Source organism: Marinomonas sp. TI.3.20, from assembly GCF_038155025.1.
Classification (GTDB): Bacteria; Pseudomonadota; Gammaproteobacteria; order Pseudomonadales; family Marinomonadaceae; genus Marinomonas; species Marinomonas flavescens.
In genome coordinates, this window is sequence record NZ_JBAKAS010000011.1 from 106313 (window position 1) to 133281 (window position 26969).

Consider the following 26969-nt stretch of genomic DNA (forward strand, 5'->3'; position numbering starts at 1 on the left):
TAAAACTACAAGTATATAATGCCTTTAGATGTTTTTATGAGAATTGTCTGTATTCATTCATAAAACAAAATGTAATTACACTCAAAACAATCTTTAAAAATAAGCATTGATTTTCATTTTATATAGAAAATAAATAAATAATATGTCCCTTTAGGGACATTCTTGTTTAACAAATAAAGTCATGCATATTTTATTAAGAAAGGTAGTCTAATGGGGTGAAGAAAGTAACACTGAATAAGATTAGGAATTAGGAATAGTTTGACTATAACAAAAAATCATTAACCACTTAGTTGACTAAGTGATTAATGATCATAGCGTTCTTTATCGCTTTGTTTTAAATGGTTACTTTAAAGGCGGCTGTCGCCATATATGAAAGTTCCATTTTCTACAGATGCTTGTGGTGCCGGTACTGCGTCGCCTGTTTGTGGTGAAACAGGGAAAATTGCATTAATTTGGCCCGTACCAGAACTACCGAAATAAGGCGTAACCACTTCGACCTTCTGATCATAGTCTGACCACCCAAGAGCACCAAGTAACATGGCAGTATCATGCATAAAACCTTCACCATGGCCCTTTGCAGCATACTCTGGCAACATCTTACAAAAGGTTTCCCATTCTGCATTTTCCCACATTTGCACAACTCTATGGTCAAGCTCTTCTAAGAAAGGGCTCCAAACTTTAGTAGAAAATTCTGGTGCACGGCCATTTTGCGCAAAACGATGAGACAAAGAACCACTCGCTAAAATGGCGACAGTACCATCGTAATGTTTTTCAATAGCTTCTCGAATAGCCCAACCCAGCCTAGCCGAATCATTAAGATAATGCACCGTTAGCAATGCAGAAATAGAAACCACTTTAAAGTGGTTATCTGCATTCATATAACGCATAGGCACCAAGGTGCCATACTCAGGAGCTAATGTCGTTTTATCATGAGCTAACGTCTCCACTCCCTCGGCATTGCATACTTCAGCAATAATTCGCCCCAGTTCAGGGTTACCATCCATTTCATATGGCATATTGTTAATAAAATGAGGCAGTTCATTGCTTGTATAAACGCCTTTCCAGTGCTTTGCACAGTTCACATGGTAATTGGCATTGACCAACCAATGAGTATCAAACACCACAATTGTATCAACACCAAGCTCACGGCAACGTCGTGATATTTCATGATGCCCATCTATTGCCGCTTGCCGAAAGCCTTTTTGAGGGCCATCTAACTCTGAAAGATACATTGAAGGTACATGCGTAATTTTCGCAGCAAGCGCTAACTTACCCATACATTTTCTCCATACTTATTATAATTATCGATATAAAATTTCTGGCAGTATAAGTGCGATGGAACTAATGAAAATAATCAAGCCCAAACGAAACATATCTGCACACCAGAATGGTGTAATCCCTTTAAAAATTGTTCCTGCTTTTACATCTTTTAATACCGCACTAAGCACAAATACATTCATGCCAACAGGTGGCGTAATCAAGCTAATCTCAGTAACAACAACAACGACGATACCAAACCAAACTAGATCGAAACCTAAGCTTTGCACTAAAGGATAAAAAATAGGTACAGTTAATAAAATCATCGATAGGCTTTCGAAGACCATGCCTAAAACCAGATAAATACCAACTATAATAAGAATTACACCCATCGGGGGTAGGTCAAAACTTTTCACAAAAGCCAATAACTCACCGGGCAAACCAGCAATGGTAATAAAATCTGAAAAAATCAAAGCACCAATCAAAACAACAAACAACATGGCAGTAGTTCGGCCTGTGTCAATTAATGCATGAAAAATCGCTGACACTGATAATGATCTACGCATTATAGCGATCAAAAACGCACCGCCAGCGCCAATCCCAGCGGCCTCTGATGGTGTGAAAACTCCCATATAAATGCCGCCCATGACAATACAGAACAGCAACAGCACGCCCCATACGTTTTTTAATGCCAGAATACGCTCTGAAAAAGACGATTTTTCCGCACTTGGGCCACGCTCTGGATGACGCCATACAACATAACGTACTGCCAGAAGGTATAAGAAAATACCCAACATACCAGGCAAGAATCCTGCAGCAAATAACTCACGAATACTCGTCTCAGTTAATAAACCATAGATTAGCAAAATAACACTTGGTGGAATTAAAATTCCTAAAGTTGAACCTGCAGCAATCGATGCACTCGCTAAACCATCCTGATAACCATATTTGCGCATGGATGGCATAGCCACTTTAGCCATCGTTGCAGACGTTGCTAAACTAGAGCCACAAATAGCAGAGAAACCACCACAAGCCACTATTGTTGCCATGGCCAAACCGCCTTTTCTATGTCCTAAAAAAGCATTCGATGCCCGATACAATTCACCAGAAAGGTTTGCCTTGGTGACAAAGTTCCCCATTAAGATAAACAAGGGAATCACAGACAAACTGTATTCTTGCGCCGTATCTATTATACGATTTGATGCTAAAGCAATCGGACCTGTCCAACGAAAATCAAACAGATTGTCTATTCCTAATCCTTGTAAATAGGCGAATCCAACAGTACCTACAAAACCCATAGCAAAAGCGATCGGCATACGAAAAACTAAAATAAGACACAACAGAACCGCAAAACCAATAAATGATACCAGCATTAGGCACGCCCTCTAATACAAACAAGCAGCTCTTTTAATGCTCGATAAATTAAAATAGCCGCTGTCACGTACATCATGATCGAAATGAATTGCACAAAATACGCAACAGGGATTAACAAGAACTCAGTGACTACACCTCGTCGCAAAGAACGCAGTGCCTGAAACCAAATACGGTCTGCAATAAAGATAAAACCAGCACCAACACATACATTGATGATCACTGAGCTACAGCGAACGAACCACATAGGCAACACACGATCTAAAATATCGACAACCACGTTGGATCCCGTCAGTGTGATGACGGGGACTTGGCAAAAGACAATAATACCCAATGCTAATTCGGTTAATTCAGTGGTTCCATTGACCGAATTAGCCAGAGCATAGCGTCCGAACACATCACTGCAAGTGAGTAGCATCAAAGCAAACAGCACCAAGCTGGAAACGAGCTCAAGAATGAAAATGACCCATTTGGCCAGTCCGAATTCACTATGATGCGTATTAACCACTGCTGACAACTTGGCTAAAGGAGCAAACATATCCGTTTACTCCTTGTGTTCAGCAGCATATTTAGTCGCAGTTTTCTTTAAATATGACAGTGCGGCTTCACCGTCATAGCCATCTTTATCCACTGTTTTAACCCAGGTGTCTGACACATCAGCGATCGTTTTATCCATCTCTTTTACTAAGCTTGAATCTGCTTTTAAAATGTTCACTTTCACGCCAGAGTCCCGAGCACTTTTTAAACCAGCTAAATCTCCAGCATCCCATGCTTTACCGGCTAAAACAGACAAGCTCTCACCCGATACCTTGTTAATAATCGCTTGGTCTTTTTTGTCTAAATCAGCGAATACATCAGGGTTCATAAACATCGAAAAACTCCCCATATACAAGCCACCAGGGAATACAGTCAGATCTTTCGTTACTTCAGAAAGACGAAGTACTTTTTGTTCGACCACAGGCAAAAATGCGCCATCAATAACGCCTTGTTGCATCATTTCATAGACTTTTGTCGCTGGTGCACCCACTGGCGTCACATGGAATTTTTCGGCAAGAATAGTTTGCACACCACCGCCGATACGGATCTTTTTGTTCTCTAGATCTTTGATGTTATTAACGGGGAAATTAGAATGAATTTGACCTGGCCCATGGGTAAACAGTCCCAGTAACTTTAAGCCTGCAAATTCTTTAGACTTAACAAAAAATTTTTCATAGGTTTTCCATAACGCATAAGAGGCTGCTTCTGCATTAACACCAAGACCTGGTTGTTCTACAACTTGAGGCAATTCAAAACGTCCTGGTACATAGCCATGATAGCTATAACTAGCATCCACAATACCATCTTCAACAAGGTTCCACATGGTTTTAGGGTGACCCAATCCATAGACAATTTCGACCTTGATTCGACCATTAGTTGCCTTACTAATAGCATTACCCCATTGAGGGATTACGACTGCATTCATTGGATTAGTTGGTGGAAGCCAGCTTGCTACGCGTATCGTTTCTGCGGAACTGGATGTTGCTACTGCTACTGACAATAATGCTGCTGTCACGGAAAATATATGTTTAAATTTCATCACGATTATCCTCGTTTTTATAGTTATAAGAATCGTTATCTAATTATTTTTTAAGCGAGCTTTGAGCTATTTTTTACAATCTATTAATGATTTCAAGTAAAGTGTTACTTATTTAAATAACGCATGTAGGTTATTTTTATTAAATTTAAGAACTGGATCCAGTTCGGTTAATTCAAACGAAATCTGACAGTATTGTTTATCAGTAACATTTTTCATGAAATCACAAAGAATATTAAACACATTATCTGCGACCTCCTGTTTAATATCCTGACTTCGCCCATGTCCTATTTTTAGATTAAGATTTATTAATGAAAAGTCGTCACGCCCATCAGCCACACGATAATGATCCAGACAAATTGCACGACTACGAACACCGGCAATCGGGAAATACCCTGTCGACACTACGTATTCGTGAAACGCCCTGAACATCGGCTGAAAATCAATTTTATCTTCTAAATTAGCAGAATATTCAATAACGAAATGGGGCATTTTTCACCTCAATTTAGCTTGTTATAGCAGTAAATAAATATTTAAAAAGAAAGCGACTTAATCATTAAAGCCGCTCCATCTTATTCTCGCTACACACCCCATTTAGGAATATGATGACTTCCCATACTGATACATACATTCTTTGGCTCACAGAAAATCTCATAGCTGTAAACCCCGCCTTCTCGGCCTGTACCAGATGCCTTCATACCACCAAATGGCGTGCGTAAATCTCGTACGTTTTGGCTATTAACAAACAACATACCCGCTTCAATACGACGCGCAATTCGATGAACCCTACCGTTGTCTTGTGTCCACAAATAAGATGCCAAGCCATAATCGTTATCATTAGCCATACGCAGAGCATCTTCTTCATCCTTAAATGGAATCAGCACAGCCACAGGTCCAAAAATTTCTTCGCGAGCGATGCGCATATCGTTAGTTACGTCACGGAATGCTGTTGGACGAACGAAATGTCCTCCTTTAAGATGCTCTGGCAAATCTGCAACTGGCTTATCAGGGCCACCAGCAATCAGTGTGGCACCTTCTTCAATTCCAGTTCTGATATAACCTGTGACTTTTTCCCAATGTTGTTGGTTAATCAACGAACCCACTTTTGTATTCATATCAGTGGGATCACCCACTTCAATTTTATTTGTACGGGCAGCAAAATCTTCACAGAATTTATCGTAGATAGTTTCTTGTACAAAAATTCGAGAACCTGCCGTACAACGCTCGCCATTAATAGAGAAAATACCAAATACAGCGGCATCAAGAGCACGTTCATAGTCGCAATCATCAAAGATCATAACCGGTGATTTACCACCTAACTCCATTGAGAATTTCTTTAACCCTGCAGCGGCAATAATGTGCTTACCTGTCGCTGTACCACCGGTAAAAGAAATCGCAGCTACATCTGGATTAGTAATTAGAGCGTTCCCAGTGGTTGAACCAAAACCATGTACGATATTGAACACACCAGCAGGGATACCTGCTTCAAGTGATAAACGACCTAGAAAATCTGTTGTCAACGGGGATAATTCAGATTGTTTCATCACCGCTGTATTACCCAACGCTAAACAAGGTGCCGTTTTCCAAGTTCCTGTCATAAAAGGCACATTCCAAGGAGATATCAAGGCACACACACCCGTTGGCTGATACAAAGAGTAATTCAGCATCTGATCGTCCATGGGATAAGTATGGCCGTTCATTTGTTTCGCCATTTCTGAGAAAAAATAAAAATTATTTGAGGCTCGAGGAACGAGGGCATTTTGTGTTTGATAGATTGGCAAACCCGTATCAGCCGTTTCTAATTGCGCAAGCTCTTCAACATTATCGGCAATTAAATCCCCTAATTTGCTAATAATTTTGGAGCGTTTCGCAACCGGCATGTTTGCCCATGCAGGAAACGCCGCTTTTGCAGCTGCCACAGCTTCAGCCACTTGAGCATCAGAAGCATGTGCAACTTCAGCCAACACCTCACCTGTAGCAGGGTTGAAGGTTTGAAAAGTTTCTTTACTTTCTACCCACTTACCATTAATTAGATTTTTTATCATTTTTATCCTCCTTGGTGGATCTTATTCTTTCTAACGCAGCTATAAGAGCTTTAGATATAAGCATGACAAAATCGCTGCAACTTTGTTAACATGTTAAGTAAATTATTACTAGAACGTCCTTTTGTCAAGCGACAAAGGCAAATTTAGTTAACAAAGAAATTGCTGATAATTAATTTTTGTTGTGCTTATACTAACTTGACAAGTACTTGTAATTAGATCTAAAAAATAACGACTTAATAAAAATAAAAGCGGAGACTACTGAAATGCAACTAAGCGCTTATGAATCGTTACCAGTCCTCATTGATAGTATCGGAAAGCTGGAATTTTATGAGAAAGTAATTGATTCGATTAGAGTTATTCAGCAAATAAAAAGTTGCATTGTTTTTAGTTACGCACCAAACAGCGCCCCTATATCAATCATTTCTGATAACGTAATAAGATCAGATTTAGATAATGAGTATTGTCAATCAGCCTACTTGTTAGACCCTTTTTATGAGTGGATTTGCAACAGGCAGGCAAGCGGTTTTATTTCACTTCGTGATATTGTGCGACAAGATTTTGAACGCTCCACTTATTATGATGAGTTCTATCATAAACTTGGTTGGTCGAATGAAACAAACTTTGTCATCGGTTCCATCAATGACAGAATAATTGCCCTTTCATTTACTACAGAAAGTAAGAATTTAAGTCACATAAGCCTTGAACTACTGCCTTTTTTCAACTCAGTGAAAGCTGCCATTCATACCCATGAATCCATTAATAGATCCTTCACCCCTTTAGAAAAAGTCGTCTCTAACCAACCCAAAACAGACAAAATCAAAACAATACTATGTCATTTCAACTTAACGCCCCGTGAACAAGAAATTACTCAACTTATTTTGGAAGGCCATTCATCTGCCATCATTTCCTCTTTATGTTTTGTGTCTGAAGGAACAATAAAAAATCATCGTAAAAGTATTTATCGAAAACTTGGCATAAAGTCTCAAGGCGAGTTATTCAAAAGATTTATTTAAAAAGCTGTACATGCTTTACCATGAAATTTAAAAAAAAGGGGCGTATTTTTCAACACGACCCTTCTCATTGCGCTTATGTCCTAGAGTAACTAACTACTTTACGCTGAGTGTTCTCCAGAAAACCCTCTACGCCAAACTCAACACCTAAACCAGATAGTTTATTACCTCCAAAAGGTATATGGGGCAAAACTTCGGCGTGATTATTTATCCAAACAGTGCCGGAATCTAACTGCCCTACCACCCAATCCAACTCTTCACTTTCTTCTCCCCATACAGAGCCACCCAAAGCAAATTCTTTATGAATGGCGTCTTTCATGATTTCCTTGATATCATCATAAGGAATCACTGGAAGCACAGGGCCAAACTGCTCATCACAAACGACGCTTAGCTCTAATGGTGGATTTTTGATAATAGTCGGCGCGATAAAATAGCCATCCAGCCCTTCTGGTAATTCAGGTGCAATAACCTCAGAGCCACTGTCACGCGCCTGCTGAATCATAGATGTGACCAAGTCATATTGGTTTTTATTCTGCACAGGTCCGAATGTCACACCTTCTTCCATGCCATTGCCAACCACTTCTGCTTTCGCCATATCAACAAGAGCATCACACAAGGCATCGTATTTTGAACGATGGACATACAGTCTTTTCAGAGCGGCACATGTTTGGCCCATATTAATAAAGGCACCCATGTATATTTTAGAAGCCAGTTTATCAATATCTGCATTCGCTAAAACTATGCCGGCATCATTACCACCCAGCTCTAATGTCACCTTTTTTAGGTCTTTTGCTATTAGACTTGCCAAATGAGTCCCTGTTGGCGTTGACCCAGTAAACACTAATTTCTTCACCTCGGGGTGGGTAACTAAAGCCTCTCCAGCAATTTTACCACCTAATACAATCCCTAATATCCCAGGCTCAATGGCTGACACAATATCCACCAGCTTAATCGTGCTAAGTGGTGTATTTGAAGAAGGCTTTATAACGACAGCATTACCAGCTTTAAGCGCGGGCATGATATGCCAGATAGCAATCATCAAAGGCCAATTCCATGGTGTTATTGAAGCAACAACACCCAGTGGTAATCTGTGCACTTGTACCAATCTATCGGCACTGTCCTCTAATACTTCCGGAGCTTGAGATAAGTCCGCATTGTAACGAGTCCAAGCAACAGCACCTCCCACTTCCATCATCGCCACAGGCAATGGCTTCCCCTGCTCTGCAACGATTAAATTCGCCAATTCAGTCGCTGAAGCTTCAATGCCATCTGCAATCGCGTGCAATACAACACCTCTTTCTTCTGATGTTTTCTGACGCCACGTTTCAAAACTCTGAAGCGCAGTGGCAACCGCATCGTTGACTTCTTCTACACTTGATCTATTCAATGTTTCAACGACTTGCTTTGTTGCGGGATTAATTACGTCGATCTGCATACTTTCCACCTTTAGATTTATTATTTTGGATAAAGACAGTTTATGAATTCAAACCTTCAAACCTATATCCCTATGGGGATATTTTTACCTTTGAAAGCCTTTGAGAAACGATAAGACCTTCTGCCACATGGCATGATTCGAGCTACACAGAGGCAAAATAAATTCACCCTCAGCACTATTACAAATCACTTTTAGTTGACAGAGGAATTATCTTAGGTGAATATAATTAACATGTTAAGCATATTAGGGCAATAAACCGATGTTCCATTACAGAATAAAAAAATCAAACGAAGCATTATCCTTGCACACTGATGCAGCTCTTGACGTGCCTTTAAAAGAAGGTCTCCTACCTGCAACAAATGGCGCGGTTATCGGAGTTGCGCTGAATGACAAAGGGTTATATCAGTCATTAGTAGCAAGCTTTAACGAAAAGCCTCATGTAGCACCGCCAAAAACACCAGTGCTTCACATTAAGACAGACAATACTCACCTTGGTTATGGGCAACCCATTCGTATTCCAACGGACAAAGGCCCTGTTTATGCAGGCCCAGCATTGGGTATTGTCATTGGTAAAAAAGCTTGCCGCGTAACGGAAGAAGAAGCTTTAGAGTATGTCAAAGGCTATACGATAGTGAATGAAGTTAGCCTTGCTGAAACATCCTTTTATCGCCCTGCCGTTAAAGCAAAATGCCGTGACACTTTTTGCCCAATCGGGCCATGGATAATCGACAAAAACGCCGTGGACGAACCCAATAAACTGGTTATTAGTACTTATATTGATGATGAACTCGTGCATGAGACCAATACGGATCAGCTCATCTATTCCGTTGAAGCCGTGATCAGTTACATCAGCGGTTTTATCACGCTTGAAGTTGGTGACCTTATCATCGCCGGCACGCCAGAGCGCACAGCTGCACTTGAAATTAAGTCAGGCAATAGCGTGACAATCAACATCGAAGGCATTGGTTGCCTTACTAACCCAGTAACGCAAGCATAGGAATCGATCATGAAACACGCTCGTATATTTTTTAATAATGAAATACTCACTGTCACCGTTAATAAACAAGACCAAGTCGTCACAGAGCAAGGCGATGTGCTCGCAGAAGGTACCTTTCAATGGCTACCACCGTGTGAAGGCAAGGCCTTTATACTTGCGATTAATTACGCTGACCACGCGGCAGAGCTTTCTTTTAAAGCCCCTGAAGAGCCATTGGTTTTTTTAAAGAATAAAAACTCTTTGATCGGTCACAACCAACATACTTATCGCCCTGATAATGTGGATTACATGCATTATGAGTGTGAGTTAGTGGTCGTCATTGGAAAAGAAGCAAAAAATGTCTCAATGGAAGACGCTATGGATTATGTCGGCGGCTATACCGTGGGCAATGACTACGCCATTCGCGACTACTTAGAAAATTACTACCGCCCTAACCTTCGCGTAAAAAGCCGCGACACTTGCACTCCCATTGGTCCTTATATCATTGATGCAGCCGAGGTCAAAGACCCGCATAATTTGATGCTAAGAACCTATATTAACGGCGAGCTAAAACAAGAAGGCAACACTAAAGATTTGGTCTTTAATATCCCACATCTGATTGCTTACTTAAGTGACATCATGACATTAAGCCCTGGCGATATGATTTTCACCGGTACCCCTGAAGGTCTTGCGGATGTGAAATCTGGTGATGAGATCATCACAGAAGTAGAGGGTGTGGGCGTACTGCGTAACACAATTATCTCTGAAACAGACTACCTCGCCAATCTAGCAAAATAAGGATAATAATATGCTTGCTCCTCACATCATTACTGACTGTGCAAAGCGCTTACATCAAGCGGAAAAAGAACGTATTCAAGTACGCCAGCTTTCCCTTGAGTATCCAGATATTGATTTTAATGACGCCTATGCAATTCAGCGTGAATGGGTGCAAATGAAGCTAGATGAAGGCCGTAAAGTCATCGGCCATAAAATCGGGCTAACGTCGCGAGCGATGCAAATGAGCTCACAAATAGACGAGCCAGATTACGGCACCCTACTCGATGACATGCTTTATCATGATGGCTGTGAAATCGACACAAGCAAATTTATTGTCCCTCGTATTGAAGTTGAATTAGCCTTTATTCTAGATAAACCGCTTAAGGGGCCAAACTGCTCCATTTTTGATGTTTACGATGCTACTGGCTACGTTGTTCCCGCGTTAGAGTTGATTGATGCCCGCAGTCAATCTATTGACCCAGAAACAAAACGTCCACGCAAAGTATTCGACACTATTTCAGACAATGCAGCCAACGCAGCCATTATTCTGGGTGGGCGACCAATCAAAATAGGCGACCTTGATCTACGTTGGGTCTCTGCAATCATGCAACGTAACGGCATCATAGAAGAAACCGGCGTTGCCGCTGGCGTATTAAACCACCCTGCTAACGGTGTGGCATGGCTCGCGAATAAATTGGCACCATTTGATGTGGCACTAGAACCTGGGCAAATCATTCTAGGGGGCTCCTTTACTCGGCCTATTGCTGCACGAAAAGGCGATACATTCAATGTCGATTATGGTCCGTTAGGCACGATTTCCTGCCACTTTGCTTAGGAGTGAATCACCATGTCAGCGCCAAAAAACATGTTTAAAGCAGCAATGAAAAACCAGCAACAGCAAATTGGTTTATGGCTAGGATTGGCCAATAACTATACCGCTGAATTGATTGCTTCGGCTGGATTCGATTGGTTATTAATCGATGGTGAGCATGCACCTAATACGCTGCAAACCATGATAGGGCAACTGCAGGCTATCGCCCCCTACCCAAGCCATCCTATCGTTCGCCCTGCGTGGGCAGATCATGTGTCCATCAAACAAATTTTGGACCTTGGAGTACAAACCATACTCGCACCAATGGTCGATAATGCAGAGCAAGCCAAAAGCATTGTTGAAGCCACTAGGTACCCTCCGGCTGGTATTCGAGGTGTTGGCAGCGCCTTAGCACGAGCATCGGCCTTTAATCGTACCGCCAACTACCTGACAACCGCTAATGATGAAATTTGTGTGTTGGTGCAGATTGAATCGGCAAAAGCGGTCGCGGCATTAGAGGATATTCTCAACGTAGACGGTGTAGACGGTGTGTTTATTGGCCCAGCGGATTTAAGTGCCTCATTAGGGTACATTGGCCAACCGAACCATCCTGAAGTCGTCCGTGTTATAGAAGATAGTATTAAAAAAATCGTCCGAGCAGGCAAAGCACCAGGCATTCTGATGGCCGATAAAACACAAGCAAAACGCTATCTATCATTGGGGGCCTTGTTTGTTGCCGTTGGCAGTGACACTGGATTATTAATGAACAGTACTAAAAGCTTAGTCCAAGCCTTTAAACCTGAACAAACAGACCTAGCTGACTCTGGACCGTCTGTGTATTAAGCAAGTTACTGTGCCGTACTATTGCGCCCAAGATAAGGGAAAAGGTAGGCGGCACGGTTACTGACGCATATTAGATAATAACAATAAAGACAGAACGTTATGACGAAAGAGTGGATTCCCAATATTGACATTGGTCAGGATTATGATGCGTCCTATAACGATGCCATCATACATTTTGATAAGCTAGGTCACATGGCTGACTTTTTTGGCCGTGATATGCCAATGCATTTGCATGCGCAGTTTTGCCAAATTCATCTGGTGAAAACGGGTAAAACTCTATTTAACATTGATCAGAACAACTATGAGACGAATGGTTGCGCCATTTTTTATACGCCACCAGCAACCCCTCATGCGTTTCTCACCGAGCCATCCTCTCCGGGCTATGTGATAACCATTCATTCTTCATTTTTGCAAACCATCATGAGTCATTTGGACGCGTATCGAATTAATGATTCGTTATTAATGCCTTTTTGCATTAGCCAAGAAGATAGCGATGCTGACCGCACTTCACACTGGGACGCTATGTCGAATTTATTCGCGATGCTCAAACACGAATGGAAACTCAACACGCAGTATAAAAGCGAAGCGATTGAAGGCATTGTCACATTGATTTTCATTAATATGCTGCGTTTATGCGATGCTCCTCAAGCAAAAAAACAACACAACCATTCTGAAGTGCAAAGCTTTCGAGCTTTTAGTACCTTGGTGGAAAATCATTTTTCCAGCAAGAAGCAAACGTCATTCTACTGTGAACAACTCAATATTAATGACAGTCGTTTGCATTACATTTGCAAAAAAATCGCCAACATCAGCCCCAAAAAAATCATCAATGGTCGTGCACTACTAGAGGCCAAAAGACTGTTATCACACACTAATATGAACCTTACCGAAATTTCTTATACCTTAGGCTATATTGACCCATCGTATTTCTCGCGCTTTTTTATTAAAAACATAGGTGTAAGTCCTTCTGAATTTCGCCAAAAAAACCGCCATGATCAAGATCTGACGACGGTATCAAAAAATGGCTGAGAGCCTGCTAATCTATTATTCTTTCGAGAGCCTCGCATGAACCAACTGACAGTAACAGAGTATAACTTGAGCACACGTGCTGCGGCTCAGCTTTGTTCGACAGCCATGACCTATGCTGAGCAACAGGGTATTGCCATTTGCATTGTCATCGTATGCCGAGCCGGACATACCCTCGCTTCTATGCGAATGAATCATGCACCGTTAGTATCCACCGATCTGGCACTCAAAAAGGCCTACACCGCGGTCAGTTTTAAACAGAACACCCATGATTGGCAAAGTAAGTTAGCGAACAAACCTCACACCTTAGTCGCACTCCAAAGCGAGCCTATGTTTACTTATCTAGGAGGCGGCTTGCCCATTTTTATCGAACAACAACTGGTCGGTGCCATTGGTGTATCTGGTGGCAACGAGCAACAAGACATTGAATGTGCCCAAGCGGCCATATCAACCTTATTATCCTAATAAAATAAGAGAGAATCTCATGCTAAACACAAGCTACCCGTTTTACTTAGCCAGCAAGCCCGTCTTCGCGAATGAAGATTTGGCAGTCAATAATAAATTCAATGGTGAACTCATTGCCAAGGTCGCATTAGCCAATGCTGAACACATCGATGCCGCCATTGCGGCCGCGGATGGGGCGAAAGACGCCATGCGTAAAATGCCCTCCTACCAACGTCAGCAAATCCTCAATCACTGCGTCACTCGCTTTAAAGAGCGTGCCGAAGAACTTGCACAAGCATTATGCTTAGAAGCAGGTAAACCAATCAAAGACTCCCGTGGTGAAGTTACTCGTCTTATCGATACCTTTCAAATTGCCGCAGAAGAAGCCACTCGTATTTACGGCGAAGTCATGCCGATGGACATTTCACCACGCGCCGAAGGTTATCAAGGTATGTGGAAACGTGTGCCGATTGGTCCCTGTTCTTTCATCTCGCCCTTTAACTTTCCACTTAACCTTGCTGCTCACAAAATTGCGCCGGCCATTGCCGCTGGTTGTCCGTTTATTTTGAAGCCAGCGAGCTTAACGCCTATCAGCGCCATTATTGTCGGTGAAATATTAGCGGAAACCTCATTACCAGAAGGCGCCTTCTCGATTTTGCCATGTCGACGAGATGGCGCAGACTTGTTTACCACCGATGAGCGCTTGAAGCTATTAAGCTTTACGGGGTCTCCTGACGTAGGTTGGGCACTGAAAGCCAAAGCGGGTAAAAAACCAGTGGTTCTAGAGCTCGGTGGCAATGCAGCTTGCATTGTGGATGAAGGCACAGACCTTGAAGACGCTGTGCAGCGCATTGTCTTCGGCGCATATTATCAATCAGGTCAAAGTTGCATCAGCGTGCAGCGCATCATGGTCCATGAATCGCTCTACGAAGCGGCCAAAGAAAAATTAACCAAAGCCGTTAGCGCTCTGGTTATGGGTGACCCACAGAATGAAGACACCTTTATTGGCCCAATGATTTCAGAAAATGAAGCCGCACGTTTGCATGGCTGGGTGCTGGCTGCGCAGCAAGGTGGTGCCCGCGTATTAGCTGGGGGGAATCGCAAGGGAGCCATGCTTGAGGCAACGTTGCTCGAAGGTGTCACTCCTGATATGGACGTTAACAATAAAGAAGCGTTTGGTCCCGTTGCTATTTTGTCAGCGTTTTCCGATTTTGACCAAGCCCTAAAAGACGTCAATGACTCCAACTTTGGTTTACAAGCCGGCGTGTTTACTAAAGATATTTACAAAGCCTATAAAGCGTGGGATGAACTGGAAGTTGGCGGCGTCGTTATTGGTGATGTGCCATCGTGGCGCGTAGACCATATGCCCTACGGCGGAGTAAAGGACAGTGGTCTTGGTCGAGAAGGTATACGCTTCGCCATCGAAGACATGACGGAAATAAAATTAATGGTGTTGCGCACACCGCAGTAATAGATTATTTCAGTCAATCAACATCTACAGACTAAGCCAGTTGTTGGCCTGCCATGACAAGATAAATGGGCAGACAACGACTGGCTTTCTATTGAGTAAGGAACCGTCATCTCATATGTTAACAGCAAACTTTTAATCCCATTGTTGGGCTATTTAGTAGCTTTTGGCTTTCATTGCGCCTCACGGCGAGGGGTTTAGCCCCTCACTCTGATTTAGCCAACTAGCTAAAGCTGATGCACAACTTAGCGGATAATATTGCTGAGTAAGCGATAGCTATCAAGGCGTTCCGCTTGGCTATAAGTGACTGTTACCGTAGATATTTCGTCTGTCTTAAAATGACGAGCTAAAGATTCAATTTCATCTTGGCATTGAGCCACAGAGCCAATGGTATAACTGGCTTGTATCTGATCAAACATCGCCTGCTCAGACACAGATAAACGTCGATATCGATCTTGAACTTGCTCTGGTGTCAGAAAATCTTCTCTTTGTCCTATTTGTGATGCGAACTTTCGGTACACCGCGGTACCTGCTCTCAACTTGGCTTCTTGACCTGTTTCTGCACAAATACAGGCTATCGCCAACATACGTTTAGCAGGCATCTCATGGCCGGCCTCCTGCCACGCTTTTTCATGCTGTAAAAATATATCAGGATGACAATTATCAGGATCAATAAAGCGTGCTAACGCTATATTATAGCCAAGTTGCCCTGCTAACCCGGCACTACCACCACTGGAACCCAGCATCCATAACTCAGGTATGTCGCCTTTTTCTGGCAACACATGGATCTTTTTATAAGGATGATTGTTATCTAAAGTATCGTGGATAAAACCTTCTAGTAGCTGTGCTTGATCCACATAATGGCGCCCTGAATCCGCTTGATGTGGATACGCTAATGCACTAGACGTTAACCCAGAACCACCAGGAGCTCGGCCAACACCAAGATCTATCCGTCCTGGAAATAACGTCGACAGTAAGCTGAAACATTCAGCGACTTTCAGCGGGCTATAATGCGACAGCATAACACCGCCACTGCCCACTCGAATGCGCTTGGTGACGCTCGCCAAATGCGCGACTAAGATTTCCGGGCAAGGGTTTGCAAAGTGAACACTATCATGATGCTCTGCCACCCAGTATCGGTAAAAACCCAACTCATCACATAATTTGGCCAATTCCACACTTAAAAATGGGGCCTCTTTTTTCGAGTGTGATCCATGGACCGGCGTTTGGTCCACAACAGAAAGTTTAATGCTCACTGTCTTTATCCTTATATTTGTCCAATGAATTTATGCATAAAAAAACATACAGCAGAGAGTATCAAATTAAAAATATAATAAACATGTTAAGTAATATTTAAATAACTTCGTTTAACTGTTTTTCATAAATTCTGGAAAAGTCCTAATTTTTGATTGAAATGAACCTTCTCTCATTGAACCAAAAAATGAACACTAAACAGACGTTAACAATAACAACAAAAAAGGTTTGTATCATGAAACGCTCTAATCCTTTATTAGAAGAGTTGAAATCCGTTCTACCCGACATTGCTGCCAATGCGTCAAAAACAGAAGAACTTCGAAAAGTCCCAGCAGAAAACATCGCACTGCTTAAAAAAGTCGGCATGCACAAAGCCTTCTTACCTAAAGTGTATGGAGGCTATGAAGTTTCCCTGCCAGAATTTGGCGACTGTGTCGCGGCATTAGCGGGGGCTTGTGCCAGTACGGCTTGGGCATTCAGCTTATTGTGCACACATAACCACCAGCTGGCTTTATTTTCAAAACAACTACAAGATGAACTATGGGCTAATGACCCTGATGCGTTGGCTTGCAGCAGCATCGCCCCTTTTGGTAAATCCGCAGAAACCGATGGAGGCGTTATTTTTAATGGTGATATGAAATGGAGCAGTGGTTGTGACCACGCCGACTGGTCCATCGTTGGTTTTCTTCGTGATAACAAAGAAGGCGGAAAAGACTATTGTTTCGCCGTCATTCCAGCCACCGATTACACCATCGATGATGATTGGCATGCGATGGCGATGAAAGGATCCGGTACCAAAACATTACAGATTCGTGATGCTTTTGTACCAGAGCATCGCATTCAAAAAGCAAAAGACATGATGGAAGGTAAATCGGCAGGTTTCGGGTTATACCCAGACAGCAAATTATTCTACGCGCCTTACCGCCCTTACTTTGCTTCTGGCTTTGCGGCAATCTCCCTAGGCATTGCTGAACGCATGCTTGAGCTATACAAAGAAGTCACAAGCAACCGAGTTCGCGCTTACACAGGAGCCAAAGTAAACGCGGCGATTCCAGCGATTCTTCGCACTGGCGAATCCACCCATCAAATTTTAGCCGCGCGAGCCTTTTTAGAAAAAACGTGGCAACAACATGCCGAATACGCTGAAGCTCACCGTTACCCAGACCAACACACTCTAGCCCATTGGCGTACCAACCAAGCATACGCTGCAAAAATGTGTATCGAAGCAGTAGATCGCCTATTCAATGCCATTGGCGCCAATAATTGGCTATTAGATAAAGAAGCTCAGCGCCTCTTTCGCGATAGCCATATGACAGGCGCTCATGCCTATACTGACTACGATGTTTGCGCGCAAATCATTGGTCGCGAAGTAATGGGCTTAGAACCAGATCCAAGCCTGCTATAAGCATTCTCCCATGACAATGGTTGAGGCTATCTTCTTAGCCTCCCTTTCTTCCAGATAATAATAAATAAGAGAGAATCATCATGAGTTTCGACCCGAAAGAATTTAGACGCGCCTTGGGCAATTTTGCGACTGGTGTCACCGTCATTACCGCTCAAGCACCAAATGGCGAGCAAGTGGGTGTCACCGCCAATAGCTTTAACTCAGTGTCACTTGAACCACCTTTAGTACTTTGGAGCATTGTTAAAAACTCTAATAGTTATAAAGTTTTTGAACAAGCCGATCAATTCGCCGTCAATATTTTAGCTGCAGATCAAATCGATTTATCCAATCACTTTGCCAAGCCAAGCGACGATAAATTTGCCAACGTGGACACCCAACCTGGCGTCGGGCAAGCACCATTATTGACTAACACTGCGGCCAACTTCCAGTGTGAGAAACACCAAGTCGTTGATGGCGGCGACCATTGGATCATGATTGGTAAAGTGATTGAATTTGAAAATCATGGCCGAGCGCCGTTGCTCTACGTTCAAGGTAGCTACGCAGGCGCTATTCCTTTTACCGGCGCCAAAAATGAAGACCTTAATGTTGCCTCACCAGCCACCTTGGCTCGACTACATGACAGTGCCATTTATTTAATGAACAAGGTGCTGCAGAAAATCCAAGAAAACTACCTGCCAAAACAAGCTTCTACTGGACTAAACAGCAGCGAAGCACGCCTATTATTAGTACTCAGTGATGCATCAGGTGTCACCTTGGACGATCTCAAAAACCTAGTCACCATCCCTGATGACGACGTTAAAAATGGTGTTGAGAGTTTGCAGAGCTTTGGTTTCATTACACCGCAATTAGTACTCACACAAAAAGGGCACGATACTGCTAGCCGATTGTGGGCCATATCAGATGCTCAACAAGAAGAAGTATTTGGCACCTTTAGTGAAGGAGATTACGCAAGTTTTAAGCAACAGTTACAAGCATTACTGAAGCAGCTTCCTTAGAATATACGTTTTATTTCTGCTGATATTTCGACTTAACAAGAAAAATCCCTTCGTGGGATTTTTTTGTTTCTACGGCTCCTAACAAACATAAAAAACACGTACTACCTCTCAATACTCACGATAAAGTCCCTTTATCGACTGGCTATTTAGTTATCTTGTTAACTGATATAATTTTATACTTTTATCGTTAGGCAATTCGTTTCATATGAAAAAACTAGAAGACTCCTTAACCCTGCAACTGCTACGCGCTCGCGAATCGGCTATGCAATTCTTTCGCCCCGTACTACAAAAAGCAGGCTTTACCGAGCAACAATGGCGTGTGTTACGTGTACTTAACGACCATGAAGAGCTGGATGCGAAACAACTTGCAGAGCTATCATGCATCCTGAGCCCTAGCTTAACGCGTATTATTACCCGCTTTGAAAACGACGGTTTTATGGTACGTAAAAAATCGCCTCATGATCAGCGGATCTCTTTACTCTCTTTAACACCTAAAGCCATTGAGCTAGTGACAGAGTTTCGTCCTGAAGTGGACGCGGCTTATCAATCATTAATTGCAAAGCTTGGTCCTAAAAAAATGAAAACCTTAAGCGCTTTATTAGACGACATCATCAAATTGGAAGCATAATAATGACAAAGTTTGGAAATCAACTCTGATCAATTGAACGATCCAACTCTCTAGTTTGACTTGGTGACTCGTTATGATATTACTTATGTGAACGGCTGGCGCATTATCAACCCCTAAAATATTAATGAATCAGGTGGCTTTGTTGATACCAGTAATTGTGGGCGCCCTGACATTCAATTCCATGTAATGCTTACTTTAGTTGGAGATGTAGATCGTGAACCTATCGAAGGTCACGGCATTTCCATCAACCCTTGTTTCTTACGGCCTAAATCTCGAGGATTTGCTCGCCTACACTGTGCTGATCCAACAGACTCAATGATTTTCGAAAGCGGTGCATTATCACATCGTGACGACGTAGATACACTTATCCGTGCCGTTAAACTAGCCTGTAAAATTATACGTGCACCTGCTATGGCTGCACTGATCAGCGAAGAACTTCGCCCATCTGCAAAAGAAGATATTTCAGATGATGAAAGCGAAGCACACATTCGCAGCCACGCTAAAACCGTTTACCACCCAGTTGGAACTTGCCGAATGGGCTCTGATAAGCAAGCCGTTGTTGATACTAAGCTCCGTGTTAATGGTGTAAAAGGTGTGCGCATCTGCGATGCCTCTATAATGCCTACCATTGTGTCAGGTAATACCAATGCCCCAACCATTATGATCGCAGAACGTTGCGCTGAATTTATTTTGATGAATTAATGTTTTGAGGTCAATTAGACCCTTTTGTTAAGCCGTTTTGACTGGGTTAATATTAGGACAGGGAGTCCAGCAACAGAAAGGATGCTGTTTGCAGGGTTAACATTGCATAATTCCAGCCTTTCCCACAATAAACCTTAGACGTAAAACATTATTACAGGTCAATTCGGTTTAAGTGTCGTTACTAGGAATACCTTTTTTGTAATTTCTGAAAAGCCCACTCAAGCGAGTTTCAACATCCCAGTCTTAGAATGACAATTATAATATTCAAAACGTTGTTCTGTTTTGTCTGCCACTGACACTTCATGATACAAAGTCAATTTCGCATCACTCGAAAATTTGTTTAAGTATTTCATTGCGGCACCAAATATAGCCACATGAGTGGGATGTGATTTTGACCATTTTTCTAGTGCTTCCAAACTTCTCCACCACCCCATACCAAAAGATTGCTCCATAAGGTTGCCATTGGAATCCAATATCTTCATATATCGATTCACATAACAGTCGACACTTTCTCCTTCATCTCTTAAAAAAAGCATTCCTTTAGAAAGTACAGGTTCCACCTCTTCTAAGTACATTTTTCGTTGATCGGTACAAGTCATCGTCCAATCTTGACCTGAACGGATCAGACATAAGTTTTGCTGTGGCAGCACTTTTTTAATTAAGCCTACCTCAGTAACTTGAGGATGCCCAACTGCGTCCATTGCATCCGTTTGAGAAAGGGGAATTCTATCCCGCATTGATCCCCAGTAACCATGTTCCTGCATGGGGCTGCTTCTTTCACTAGACATGTGATCTACCCCATCAGACACCACTGAGGAGTAAAGTGTTTCAAAACGTTCGACACTGGGTGTTAATTCTTCCAAAAATGTTCCGATTAAAGAATCGTTAAAAGGGTTATTTAACCAATTTGACACATTTGCAATATACCATTTTTCATAATTTGATGGTTGGTCCCAATAAGCGATAAAGAGTAGGTTAACAAATGATTCCTCATCTTCATAAGTAGCAATGTCCCAATGCGCTGGCCCTAGTTTTTTAGACAACTTTATGCCCATTTCTTTTAATACTAGAGGTGTTAATACATCAGCATGTTCCTTAGGAAATTGCACGCCAAAATACGCCATAACGACATTCTTAATATCTTTAGTAAAACGGGCTACTGTTGCAGGATAAGGAGGCTGAAAGTCCTCTTTAATACTTCTGGAACGCGTTCTTTGCTGTTTTAAATACTTAGGAATAGCAGATTCCATGACCCTCTCCTTGATGTAAACTGTATTAATGAGGATAAGCCTCAAGTTAACTTAAGGCTTATCCAAAGCTTATTTTGCGTCTTCTAGTTCAGGTATGTTTTCAGTGAGGGTTTCAGGTATGGGCTCCGGATTCCATTGGGTAACAACTCGGTCACCTGGTGTTTTGTTAAGAAACAATCTAGTCACATCAGGGCGTGCATAATGGCCAGCTGGATCTGCTGCACTTTTTGACAATGAAATCACAGACAAATCAATGTCAGCAATAATCAAGCCTTCTTGATCTGGCTCTAAAATCGTTCCCAATGAAGAGCCATCTGGAGCAAAAATTCGCGCAAAGCCTCCACCTAATGCCAATAAGGCTTTCCTTGATTCATCATCTCCACAGAGGAACGCTTGCATTTCTTGTGATACAACAGCAGAAGCCCCAACAAAAAAACACTGCCCTTCTACTGCGTACACTTGACTGACGGAAGTATTAACCTCACCAGATAAAGCATTTGCTATGCCGTTATACATAGAAAAACTTGGCCAAGCCGCTAAATGAATTTGTTCATTTTGGGCATACATTGCATATTTTGTCAGTGGCTGTAAATGCTCCCAACAACACAACATACCGACATTACCAATAGGTAATTTTTCTACTGAGAGATCACTGCCATCACCATCTCCAAATACGGATCGCTCAACGTGCGTTGGCTTCAATTTTCTACGTGTTTTTACTAGCTTTCCTTCCTTATCAAAAAGAGCTTGAGCAATGTATAAACTTCCCGCATCTCTTTCACTAAAGCCGATGCTAACGTAAATACCTAAGTTTTTAGCCGCATCTGCTATTCGCTGAAATTCAGGCGAGCCGACTTCAAGGGAATTATCAAAATACTTTTGCACATATTTTTGCATGCCTTCCGCTGGTGTCATTAACCAAATCCACCACGGATAGCCTGGTATCCAGGTTTCAGGAAAAGAAATTAAATCAACACCTTGATCGGCAGCCTCTTTCATTAAATTAATAGTTTTATCTATGGTTCCATCAATATCAAAATACACAGGAGCCGCTTGAACAGCGGCAACTCGAAGCTTGGGGTGACATTTGCTTGGCATAGTTCGTTCCTTTTTAAGTATTATTTTTTATAAAAATCTGTCTATTTTTATTAAGCTACGAAATAAACATGTGTTTTATACTGATGAAGAACGACTATCTTGTCTTGTCCAAAAGTCTTTTACTTGTAGCTTTAAAGGCACACTTCAAATAAACCCTTTGGCTTCAACAATGCTTTAACTACAGAAAATACATAGACCCTATTCTCTTTGGAAGCCGACATTTGATTGATCGTTGCACTTAGCTTGTTTCTACGTATCGTAAACGGTTATCTTGTGTATATACTGTAAATATGTGCTATACCAATTTATCTGTAAGAATATGGGAAGTAGCGATGAGAAATGTATTAAGCACCGACAATATAGGTCAAGCAGAGCGACTTTCTTTTTGGAACGATGTGATTTGCAAAACTTATGTGAAACTAGATTGCAATATTCCTGATAAGGACACGTTCCGAGGGGATATTATTTCCTATGACTTACCTGATCTAAATTTTTCCATAATTAACTCTACTGACCAAACTGTCAGTCGAACTAAATCAGCAATATCAACTGATACTGAAAACTGGCTAATTTCTAGCTTTCAACTAAAAGGGAAAAGTAAGATATCTCAAAATGGTCGAGAGGCGTTTCTATTAGCTGGTGACTTCGCAATTTATGATAGTTCACAACCTTATCACCTCACAATGGAAGGTGAATTTGAGCAAATTGTCTTGAAGATCCGACTCAACACGCTGAAATCTAGATTATCTGATGTTGAGGAGTTAACAGCAAAAGCCATTTCCTCTAAAACAGGAGCAGGTAATATCCTCATCAATATGCTTAAAACCCTAAAGCATGAAGCCGATAATCTTGATTATGCATCAGCCTCTGCGGTCACATCGGGTATTGTGAGTGTTCTCGCAGGCGGGTTACAACCATTAACACGTGAAAAAAACAATAATGTATCTAATCTAGCAAATTATCATTTAGAGCGAATAAAACAACAAATCGATAATAACCTTTCTGATTCCACCTTAGACATTCAGTCTCTAGCAAATCATGTAAACTTATCTTGCAGTCATATTCATAGACTTTTTCAATCACAAAGCGAATCAGCGTCTCAATACTTATGGCGTCGCCGTCTGGAGTCATGCCAACGAGATATTATCAATCCAAATTATCGGCATATTTCACTTGCTGAAATAGCATTCCGCTGGGGGTTTAATGATGCTGCCCATTTTAGCCGGCTTTATCGTTCCCATTTTGGGTGTAGTCCAAGCCAACAACGACAACAAGCTATTTAAGTCTTGAAAAACAGCAGACTTTCAAAGCTTATCAGCCACAGTTGATTCTAAAAATAGGGACAACCTGCTTAGAAGCCTAGTCTCATCATGGCTCTTTTTTTGTCTCTTAAAATACCCAATAACCAACAGCGAAAGCAACAGGAAGGCATACCAACAATATACAAAGAAAACTATCTTCAAGTTTCCTTTGTAACCAGCAATTTGTCATGTTTCGATTATTCATGAAACCAAATACACCTTTTAGTCCATCAAAATCATTCAGTGAAGAGCATAAAAAACTTAAGCTTAAACCGAGTATTTACTATCTAAAAATACATTTTGGCTGATCAAGAGAGATGATATTCAACGATTACTGCATACCTTCTTCCGATTTTATTTTATAAAGCGATCGCTCAATATCCTCCCTCGCTTCACATAGCGCAGCAATTAACTCAGGCTCATGCTGTTGTTTGATATCCCCCTGCAAAGCGATAGCAGAGTTTACTGGATTTCCTAAAGCAACAGCCAATGTATAGGCCGTTGATCCAACTTCACCTGCTTGCTGAGAAATTTGGAATTTAGCGTAGCCTTGTTCACGGATCTTGGCCAACTCGGCTAGTAAACTGTCTAAACCATCAGGAAAACCAGCAATTATTTTATTCTGATAAACGTCAATGACAGACTCTTCAGAGGCATTCGCTAGCAGGACCATTCCAATACCGCTAGTCGTTGCAGCACGCACCCCTATTCGGCCAATTCCTTCAGCGACAGACATACCTGGTTTGGCATGATATACGTATGAAACCTTATCAAACCATAAAACCCCCAACGCGACAGTTAGCGAGTACTGGTTAAGTTTCTCCAATGAAGGGATCGCACTGCGCAATAATCCAGAAGCATATAAACTTTGTGCTGACAGCACGTGAATACCTGGTCCTGGTGTGTATTGGCGGCTTTTGTTTTGCTGAGTCATACCAATAGAAGCTAATGTTTTAAGGAGTCGATTGACCCGAGTGGCATCCATTCCAAGCTGACTAGAAAGTTCTTTACCGCCAACAGGTGTATTAGAACCCGCTAAAGCCTGTAATACAGCAATCCCATCAACAATGCTTTGATTAATTTGTGCACCAGCTTTTGTCTTCATAACAATGTATTAATCCTAAAAATCTACTCACATAATAACACATAGCAAAGATCACAAAAGCCAAGTAAGGCGCTGAAAAGTAGTAATCCAACCAAAACAAATTGCTATAATAGATATTATTAAATAGACTTAATACATTACCTCTCAACGCAGTGATAATATTATGAGTAAATTTATTGATCTATCAGATCGCTCAGGCGATCACTGGACCCAGATGGGCAGTAATGAACGTAAATATCCAATTCGACAGAAAACTGTCGACTACGACGTCGCCGTTATTGGTGGCGGTATGGCAGGTATTTGCGCAGCTGTTGCAGCCGCACGCAATGGAGTAAGGGTTCTTCTAGTACAGGACAGAGCCATATTAGGCGGTAATGCGTCTAGCGAAATACGCGTAATTGTTCATGGGGTTACGAAATTAAAAAGTGGTTTGCCAGAACGTGAAACCGGCATTTTGGAAGAAATACTATTGCTCAACCGTTTCTATAATGAGCAACATTCTTTTACGGTGTGGGATCACGTGTTATACGACTTTGTGACACGCGAAGAAAACCTGACCTTAATGTTAAATACCCAAGCGGTACGTTCACAAGTCTCCAAGAATAAAATCACCTCGTTACTATGCTGGCAAATGAGTAGCGAAACTCTCATAACCATCAACGCCAAGGTTTTTATCGATTGCTCAGGTGATGGATTAATGGCTGCCACCGCAGGCGCAGAGTATCGCACCGGACGAGAAGGCAGTACGGAATTTGGTGAAAAATACGCACCTAAAGAGCCTGATGGCTGGCAAATGGGCGCAACGATTCTTTTATCGTCTAGAGACATGGGCAAGCCTATGACTTTTAAAGCGCCACCTTTTGCAATTAAATATGATGCAGAGAAAACCCATACTGACCGACGTATCATTCCATTTGTAGAAGGATTTTGGTGGGTTGAAGTGGGGAGTCAAGACGATATTATAGGTTCGTCCGAAACCGACATGCACCGTTTAATCGGTTTTGCTTATGGCGTATGGGACTATGTAAAAAATTCAGGGAAATTTCCTGAAGCCGACAGCTTTGCTCTGGATTGGGTTGGTTCTTTACCGGGGCGCCGTGAGTCGCGCCGATTTATCGGTGATTATATACTGTCAGAACCAGATCAAATTGGGCTTAAACAATTTGATGATGCCGTCGCTTTTGGAGGCTGGCCACTGGATGAGCATAACCCTGGTGGCATTGAAAACCTGAGTGAGCCACCGAGTTTCTGGCATGAACACTTTGAAGAAGTATATCAAATCCCATTCCGCTCACTGTATTCCAAAAACATTGAAAACCTTATGTTTGCTGGACGTAATATCAGCCAAACGCACGTTGCTTTGTCTTCCTCTCGGGTTATGGGGACTTGTGCAGTACAAGGCCAAGCTGTCGGTACCGCTGCTGCTTTTTGCATTAAAAAAGACGCTACACCTCGTCATATCGCACAGCAACATATTAACGAAGTGCAAGAGCAATTACTCAGAGATGATGCCTATATTCCGCAAAGATATGCCGATGACAGCAAAGATTTAGCGTCCACAGCCGATAGGATTTTTGCCTCGTCTACTAGCAGTGGTGATGTAAAACTATTAACAGATGGTATGTCACGAGATGAGCGCGGTGAAATTCATCACTGGTGTAGTGCTGGATTAAACGAGTTGGTTACGTTTGAGTGGAACAACGCCATTGAGATTTCCAAGGTGGAAGTCAAATGTGACACCAATGTTAAGAAGAATATTATGATGCTTAAAAATACTCGAGAAAATGAGGCCTATACGACTAAAATACCGATAGAGTTACTTAAATCTTTAACCTTAGAATTAAAAGTACGAGGCCAATGGAAAAAAGCGGGTGAAGAAGTTAATAATCAAAAACGTTTGATTAAATTTGATTTTGATGGCCAATCTATTGAAGGATTTCGCCTAAATCTGAAAGAAACTTATGGTGCTGATAAAATAAAATTATTTGAAATACGCTGTTACCAATAAAGGGAAAACTACGATTAAGAAGTCGCAATGCAATCACCGCTTCTCATTCGATTAAAGAGCACAAGAAGCCACTTATTTTGATAAGTTCCGCCCTTAAATAAGCTAATTTAGCCTTATTTAAGGGCTTTTTAACAGATTAATCCCTTTCGGTTCGTATCATCTGGTTAGTTCTAAATACTTTGATTTA

General features: G+C 41.9%; 25 protein-coding genes. 14 read left to right on the forward strand and 11 right to left on the reverse strand.

Annotated features, from left to right (window positions below):
- Window positions 1–347 precede the first annotated feature (347 nt).
- From hpaD to hpaE, 6 genes are all read right to left on the reverse strand, one after another.
- On the reverse strand, window positions 348–1277 hold the full coding sequence (hpaD, locus tag V6259_RS12280; protein ID WP_341584745.1) for a 3,4-dihydroxyphenylacetate 2,3-dioxygenase: 930 nt from the start codon (window positions 1275–1277) through the stop codon (window positions 348–350).
- Window positions 1278–1301: 24 nt separating this feature from the next.
- Window positions 1302–2630: a TRAP transporter large permease gene (locus V6259_RS12285; RefSeq protein ID WP_341584746.1), complete on the reverse strand. Its 1329-nt coding sequence runs from the start codon at window positions 2628–2630 to the stop codon at window positions 1302–1304.
- Window positions 2630–3166: a TRAP transporter small permease gene (locus V6259_RS12290; protein WP_341584747.1), complete on the reverse strand. Its 537-nt coding sequence runs from the start codon at window positions 3164–3166 to the stop codon at window positions 2630–2632. Before V6259_RS12290 ends, V6259_RS12285 begins: the two co-directional genes overlap by 1 nt.
- A 6-nt stretch (window positions 3167–3172) precedes the next feature.
- Window positions 3173–4204: a TRAP transporter substrate-binding protein gene (locus V6259_RS12295; protein ID WP_341584748.1), complete on the reverse strand. Its 1032-nt coding sequence runs from the start codon at window positions 4202–4204 to the stop codon at window positions 3173–3175.
- Window positions 4205–4312: 108 nt separating this feature from the next.
- On the reverse strand, window positions 4313–4693 hold the full coding sequence (locus tag V6259_RS12300) for a 5-carboxymethyl-2-hydroxymuconate Delta-isomerase (protein WP_341584749.1): 381 nt from the start codon (window positions 4691–4693) through the stop codon (window positions 4313–4315).
- A gap of 89 nt (window positions 4694–4782) precedes the next feature.
- Complete coding sequence (hpaE, locus tag V6259_RS12305) at window positions 4783–6246, reverse strand: 5-carboxymethyl-2-hydroxymuconate semialdehyde dehydrogenase (RefSeq protein ID WP_341584750.1); 1464 nt, start codon at window positions 6244–6246, stop codon at window positions 4783–4785.
- A 263-nt stretch (window positions 6247–6509) separates the two neighbouring features.
- Between hpaE and V6259_RS12310 the strand changes: the two genes are divergently transcribed.
- Window positions 6510–7259 carry a helix-turn-helix transcriptional regulator gene (locus V6259_RS12310; protein ID WP_341584751.1) on the forward strand — a complete coding sequence of 250 codons (750 nt, stop codon included), beginning with the start codon at window positions 6510–6512 and terminating at the stop codon, window positions 7257–7259.
- A 73-nt stretch (window positions 7260–7332) separates the two neighbouring features.
- Here V6259_RS12310 and V6259_RS12315 read toward each other — a convergent pair whose 3' ends face one another.
- Window positions 7333–8691 carry an aldehyde dehydrogenase family protein gene (locus V6259_RS12315; protein WP_341584752.1) on the reverse strand — a complete coding sequence of 453 codons (1359 nt, stop codon included), beginning with the start codon at window positions 8689–8691 and terminating at the stop codon, window positions 7333–7335.
- 259 nt (window positions 8692–8950) lie between these two features.
- Between V6259_RS12315 and V6259_RS12320 the strand changes: the two genes are divergently transcribed.
- The 7 genes from V6259_RS12320 to V6259_RS12350 all read left to right on the forward strand — a co-directional run bounded on the left by V6259_RS12320 (window position 8951) and on the right by V6259_RS12350 (window position 15039).
- Complete coding sequence (locus tag V6259_RS12320) at window positions 8951–9688, forward strand: fumarylacetoacetate hydrolase family protein (RefSeq protein ID WP_341584753.1); 738 nt, start codon at window positions 8951–8953, stop codon at window positions 9686–9688.
- 9 nt (window positions 9689–9697) lie between these two features.
- A complete protein-coding gene (locus V6259_RS12325) occupies window positions 9698–10465 on the forward strand; it encodes a fumarylacetoacetate hydrolase family protein (protein ID WP_341584754.1) in 768 nt (255 codons plus the stop codon).
- 10 nt (window positions 10466–10475) lie between these two features.
- Window positions 10476–11279 carry a 2-oxo-hept-4-ene-1,7-dioate hydratase gene (hpaH, locus tag V6259_RS12330; protein WP_341584755.1) on the forward strand — a complete coding sequence of 268 codons (804 nt, stop codon included), beginning with the start codon at window positions 10476–10478 and terminating at the stop codon, window positions 11277–11279.
- A 12-nt stretch (window positions 11280–11291) separates the two neighbouring features.
- Window positions 11292–12098 (forward strand): 4-hydroxy-2-oxoheptanedioate aldolase, encoded by an 807-nt coding sequence (gene hpaI / locus V6259_RS12335; RefSeq protein ID WP_341584756.1) that lies wholly within the window; start codon window positions 11292–11294, stop codon window positions 12096–12098.
- Between the two features lie 99 nt (window positions 12099–12197).
- Window positions 12198–13127, forward strand: a complete 930-nt coding sequence (locus V6259_RS12340) for a helix-turn-helix domain-containing protein (protein ID WP_341584757.1) — start codon at window positions 12198–12200, stop codon at window positions 13125–13127.
- A gap of 36 nt (window positions 13128–13163) precedes the next feature.
- On the forward strand, window positions 13164–13589 hold the full coding sequence (locus V6259_RS12345) for a GlcG/HbpS family heme-binding protein (protein WP_341584758.1): 426 nt from the start codon (window positions 13164–13166) through the stop codon (window positions 13587–13589).
- 19 nt (window positions 13590–13608) lie between these two features.
- Window positions 13609–15039 (forward strand): aldehyde dehydrogenase family protein, encoded by a 1431-nt coding sequence (locus V6259_RS12350; RefSeq protein WP_341584759.1) that lies wholly within the window; start codon window positions 13609–13611, stop codon window positions 15037–15039.
- Window positions 15040–15281: 242 nt separating this feature from the next.
- Here V6259_RS12350 and V6259_RS12355 read toward each other — a convergent pair whose 3' ends face one another.
- The gene (locus tag V6259_RS12355; RefSeq protein ID WP_341584760.1) at window positions 15282–16292 is read right to left on the reverse strand and encodes an MsnO8 family LLM class oxidoreductase; all 1011 of its coding nucleotides are present in this window, start codon (window positions 16290–16292) and stop codon (window positions 15282–15284) included.
- A 233-nt stretch (window positions 16293–16525) separates the two neighbouring features.
- Between V6259_RS12355 and V6259_RS12360 the strand changes: the two genes are divergently transcribed.
- The 4 genes from V6259_RS12360 to V6259_RS12375 all read left to right on the forward strand — a co-directional run bounded on the left by V6259_RS12360 (window position 16526) and on the right by V6259_RS12375 (window position 20020).
- Window positions 16526–17695, forward strand: coding sequence for a p-hydroxyphenylacetate 3-hydroxylase oxygenase component (locus tag V6259_RS12360; protein WP_341584761.1), 1170 nt, complete (start codon window positions 16526–16528; stop codon window positions 17693–17695).
- 80 nt (window positions 17696–17775) lie between these two features.
- A complete protein-coding gene (locus tag V6259_RS12365; protein ID WP_341584762.1) occupies window positions 17776–18690 on the forward strand; it encodes a p-hydroxyphenylacetate 3-hydroxylase reductase component in 915 nt (304 codons plus the stop codon).
- Window positions 18691–18895: 205 nt separating this feature from the next.
- Complete coding sequence (gene hpaR, locus V6259_RS12370) at window positions 18896–19318, forward strand: homoprotocatechuate degradation operon regulator HpaR (RefSeq protein WP_341584763.1); 423 nt, start codon at window positions 18896–18898, stop codon at window positions 19316–19318.
- Between the two features lie 186 nt (window positions 19319–19504).
- Entirely contained in the window at window positions 19505–20020 is a 516-nt protein-coding gene (locus tag V6259_RS12375) for a GMC family oxidoreductase (protein ID WP_341584764.1), read from the forward strand.
- Between the two features lie 218 nt (window positions 20021–20238).
- Here V6259_RS12375 and V6259_RS12380 read toward each other — a convergent pair whose 3' ends face one another.
- Together V6259_RS12380 and V6259_RS12385 are read right to left on the reverse strand one after the other, a co-directional pair.
- Window positions 20239–21270: a phenylacetaldoxime dehydratase family protein gene (locus V6259_RS12380; RefSeq protein WP_341584765.1), complete on the reverse strand. Its 1032-nt coding sequence runs from the start codon at window positions 21268–21270 to the stop codon at window positions 20239–20241.
- A 69-nt stretch (window positions 21271–21339) separates the two neighbouring features.
- Complete coding sequence (locus V6259_RS12385) at window positions 21340–22368, reverse strand: carbon-nitrogen hydrolase family protein (RefSeq protein ID WP_341584766.1); 1029 nt, start codon at window positions 22366–22368, stop codon at window positions 21340–21342.
- A 332-nt stretch (window positions 22369–22700) separates the two neighbouring features.
- On the opposite strand from V6259_RS12385, the gene V6259_RS12390 reads away from it, so the two are divergent.
- Window positions 22701–23651, forward strand: coding sequence for an AraC-like ligand-binding domain-containing protein (locus V6259_RS12390; RefSeq protein WP_341584767.1), 951 nt, complete (start codon window positions 22701–22703; stop codon window positions 23649–23651).
- A 349-nt stretch (window positions 23652–24000) separates the two neighbouring features.
- Here V6259_RS12390 and V6259_RS12395 read toward each other — a convergent pair whose 3' ends face one another.
- Window positions 24001–24774, reverse strand: coding sequence for an IclR family transcriptional regulator (locus V6259_RS12395; RefSeq protein ID WP_341584768.1), 774 nt, complete (start codon window positions 24772–24774; stop codon window positions 24001–24003).
- 163 nt (window positions 24775–24937) lie between these two features.
- Here V6259_RS12395 and V6259_RS12400 point away from each other — a divergent pair, with 163 nt between their 5' ends.
- On the forward strand, window positions 24938–26782 hold the full coding sequence (locus tag V6259_RS12400) for an FAD-dependent oxidoreductase (RefSeq protein ID WP_341584769.1): 1845 nt from the start codon (window positions 24938–24940) through the stop codon (window positions 26780–26782).
- The last annotated feature ends 187 nt before the right edge of the window (window positions 26783–26969 follow it).

What these genes read in the sequence shown, in the direction of transcription:
- hpaD (WP_341584745.1), bottom strand. Translation starts at nt 1,277, where the DNA reads ATGGGTAAGTTAGCGCTTGCTGCGAAAATTACGCATGTACCTTCAATG.
- V6259_RS12285 (WP_341584746.1), bottom strand. Translation starts at nt 2,630, where the DNA reads ATGCTGGTATCATTTATTGGTTTTGCGGTTCTGTTGTGTCTTATTTTA.
- V6259_RS12290 (WP_341584747.1), bottom strand. Translation starts at nt 3,166, where the DNA reads ATGTTTGCTCCTTTAGCCAAGTTGTCAGCAGTGGTTAATACGCATCAT.
- V6259_RS12295 (WP_341584748.1), bottom strand. Translation starts at nt 4,204, where the DNA reads ATGAAATTTAAACATATATTTTCCGTGACAGCAGCATTATTGTCAGTA.
- V6259_RS12300 (WP_341584749.1), bottom strand. Translation starts at nt 4,693, where the DNA reads ATGCCCCATTTCGTTATTGAATATTCTGCTAATTTAGAAGATAAAATT.
- hpaE (WP_341584750.1), bottom strand. Translation starts at nt 6,246, where the DNA reads ATGATAAAAAATCTAATTAATGGTAAGTGGGTAGAAAGTAAAGAAACT.
- V6259_RS12310 (WP_341584751.1), top strand. Translation starts at nt 6,510, where the DNA reads ATGCAACTAAGCGCTTATGAATCGTTACCAGTCCTCATTGATAGTATC.
- V6259_RS12315 (WP_341584752.1), bottom strand. Translation starts at nt 8,691, where the DNA reads ATGCAGATCGACGTAATTAATCCCGCAACAAAGCAAGTCGTTGAAACA.
- V6259_RS12320 (WP_341584753.1), top strand. Translation starts at nt 8,951, where the DNA reads ATGTTCCATTACAGAATAAAAAAATCAAACGAAGCATTATCCTTGCAC.
- V6259_RS12325 (WP_341584754.1), top strand. Translation starts at nt 9,698, where the DNA reads ATGAAACACGCTCGTATATTTTTTAATAATGAAATACTCACTGTCACC.
- hpaH (WP_341584755.1), top strand. Translation starts at nt 10,476, where the DNA reads ATGCTTGCTCCTCACATCATTACTGACTGTGCAAAGCGCTTACATCAA.
- hpaI (WP_341584756.1), top strand. Translation starts at nt 11,292, where the DNA reads ATGTCAGCGCCAAAAAACATGTTTAAAGCAGCAATGAAAAACCAGCAA.
- V6259_RS12340 (WP_341584757.1), top strand. Translation starts at nt 12,198, where the DNA reads ATGACGAAAGAGTGGATTCCCAATATTGACATTGGTCAGGATTATGAT.
- V6259_RS12345 (WP_341584758.1), top strand. Translation starts at nt 13,164, where the DNA reads ATGAACCAACTGACAGTAACAGAGTATAACTTGAGCACACGTGCTGCG.
- V6259_RS12350 (WP_341584759.1), top strand. Translation starts at nt 13,609, where the DNA reads ATGCTAAACACAAGCTACCCGTTTTACTTAGCCAGCAAGCCCGTCTTC.
- V6259_RS12360 (WP_341584761.1), top strand. Translation starts at nt 16,526, where the DNA reads ATGAAACGCTCTAATCCTTTATTAGAAGAGTTGAAATCCGTTCTACCC.
- V6259_RS12365 (WP_341584762.1), top strand. Translation starts at nt 17,776, where the DNA reads ATGAGTTTCGACCCGAAAGAATTTAGACGCGCCTTGGGCAATTTTGCG.
- hpaR (WP_341584763.1), top strand. Translation starts at nt 18,896, where the DNA reads ATGAAAAAACTAGAAGACTCCTTAACCCTGCAACTGCTACGCGCTCGC.
- V6259_RS12375 (WP_341584764.1), top strand. Translation starts at nt 19,505, where the DNA reads ATGCTTACTTTAGTTGGAGATGTAGATCGTGAACCTATCGAAGGTCAC.
- V6259_RS12380 (WP_341584765.1), bottom strand. Translation starts at nt 21,270, where the DNA reads ATGGAATCTGCTATTCCTAAGTATTTAAAACAGCAAAGAACGCGTTCC.
- V6259_RS12385 (WP_341584766.1), bottom strand. Translation starts at nt 22,368, where the DNA reads ATGCCAAGCAAATGTCACCCCAAGCTTCGAGTTGCCGCTGTTCAAGCG.
- V6259_RS12390 (WP_341584767.1), top strand. Translation starts at nt 22,701, where the DNA reads ATGAGAAATGTATTAAGCACCGACAATATAGGTCAAGCAGAGCGACTT.
- V6259_RS12395 (WP_341584768.1), bottom strand. Translation starts at nt 24,774, where the DNA reads ATGAAGACAAAAGCTGGTGCACAAATTAATCAAAGCATTGTTGATGGG.
- V6259_RS12400 (WP_341584769.1), top strand. Translation starts at nt 24,938, where the DNA reads ATGAGTAAATTTATTGATCTATCAGATCGCTCAGGCGATCACTGGACC.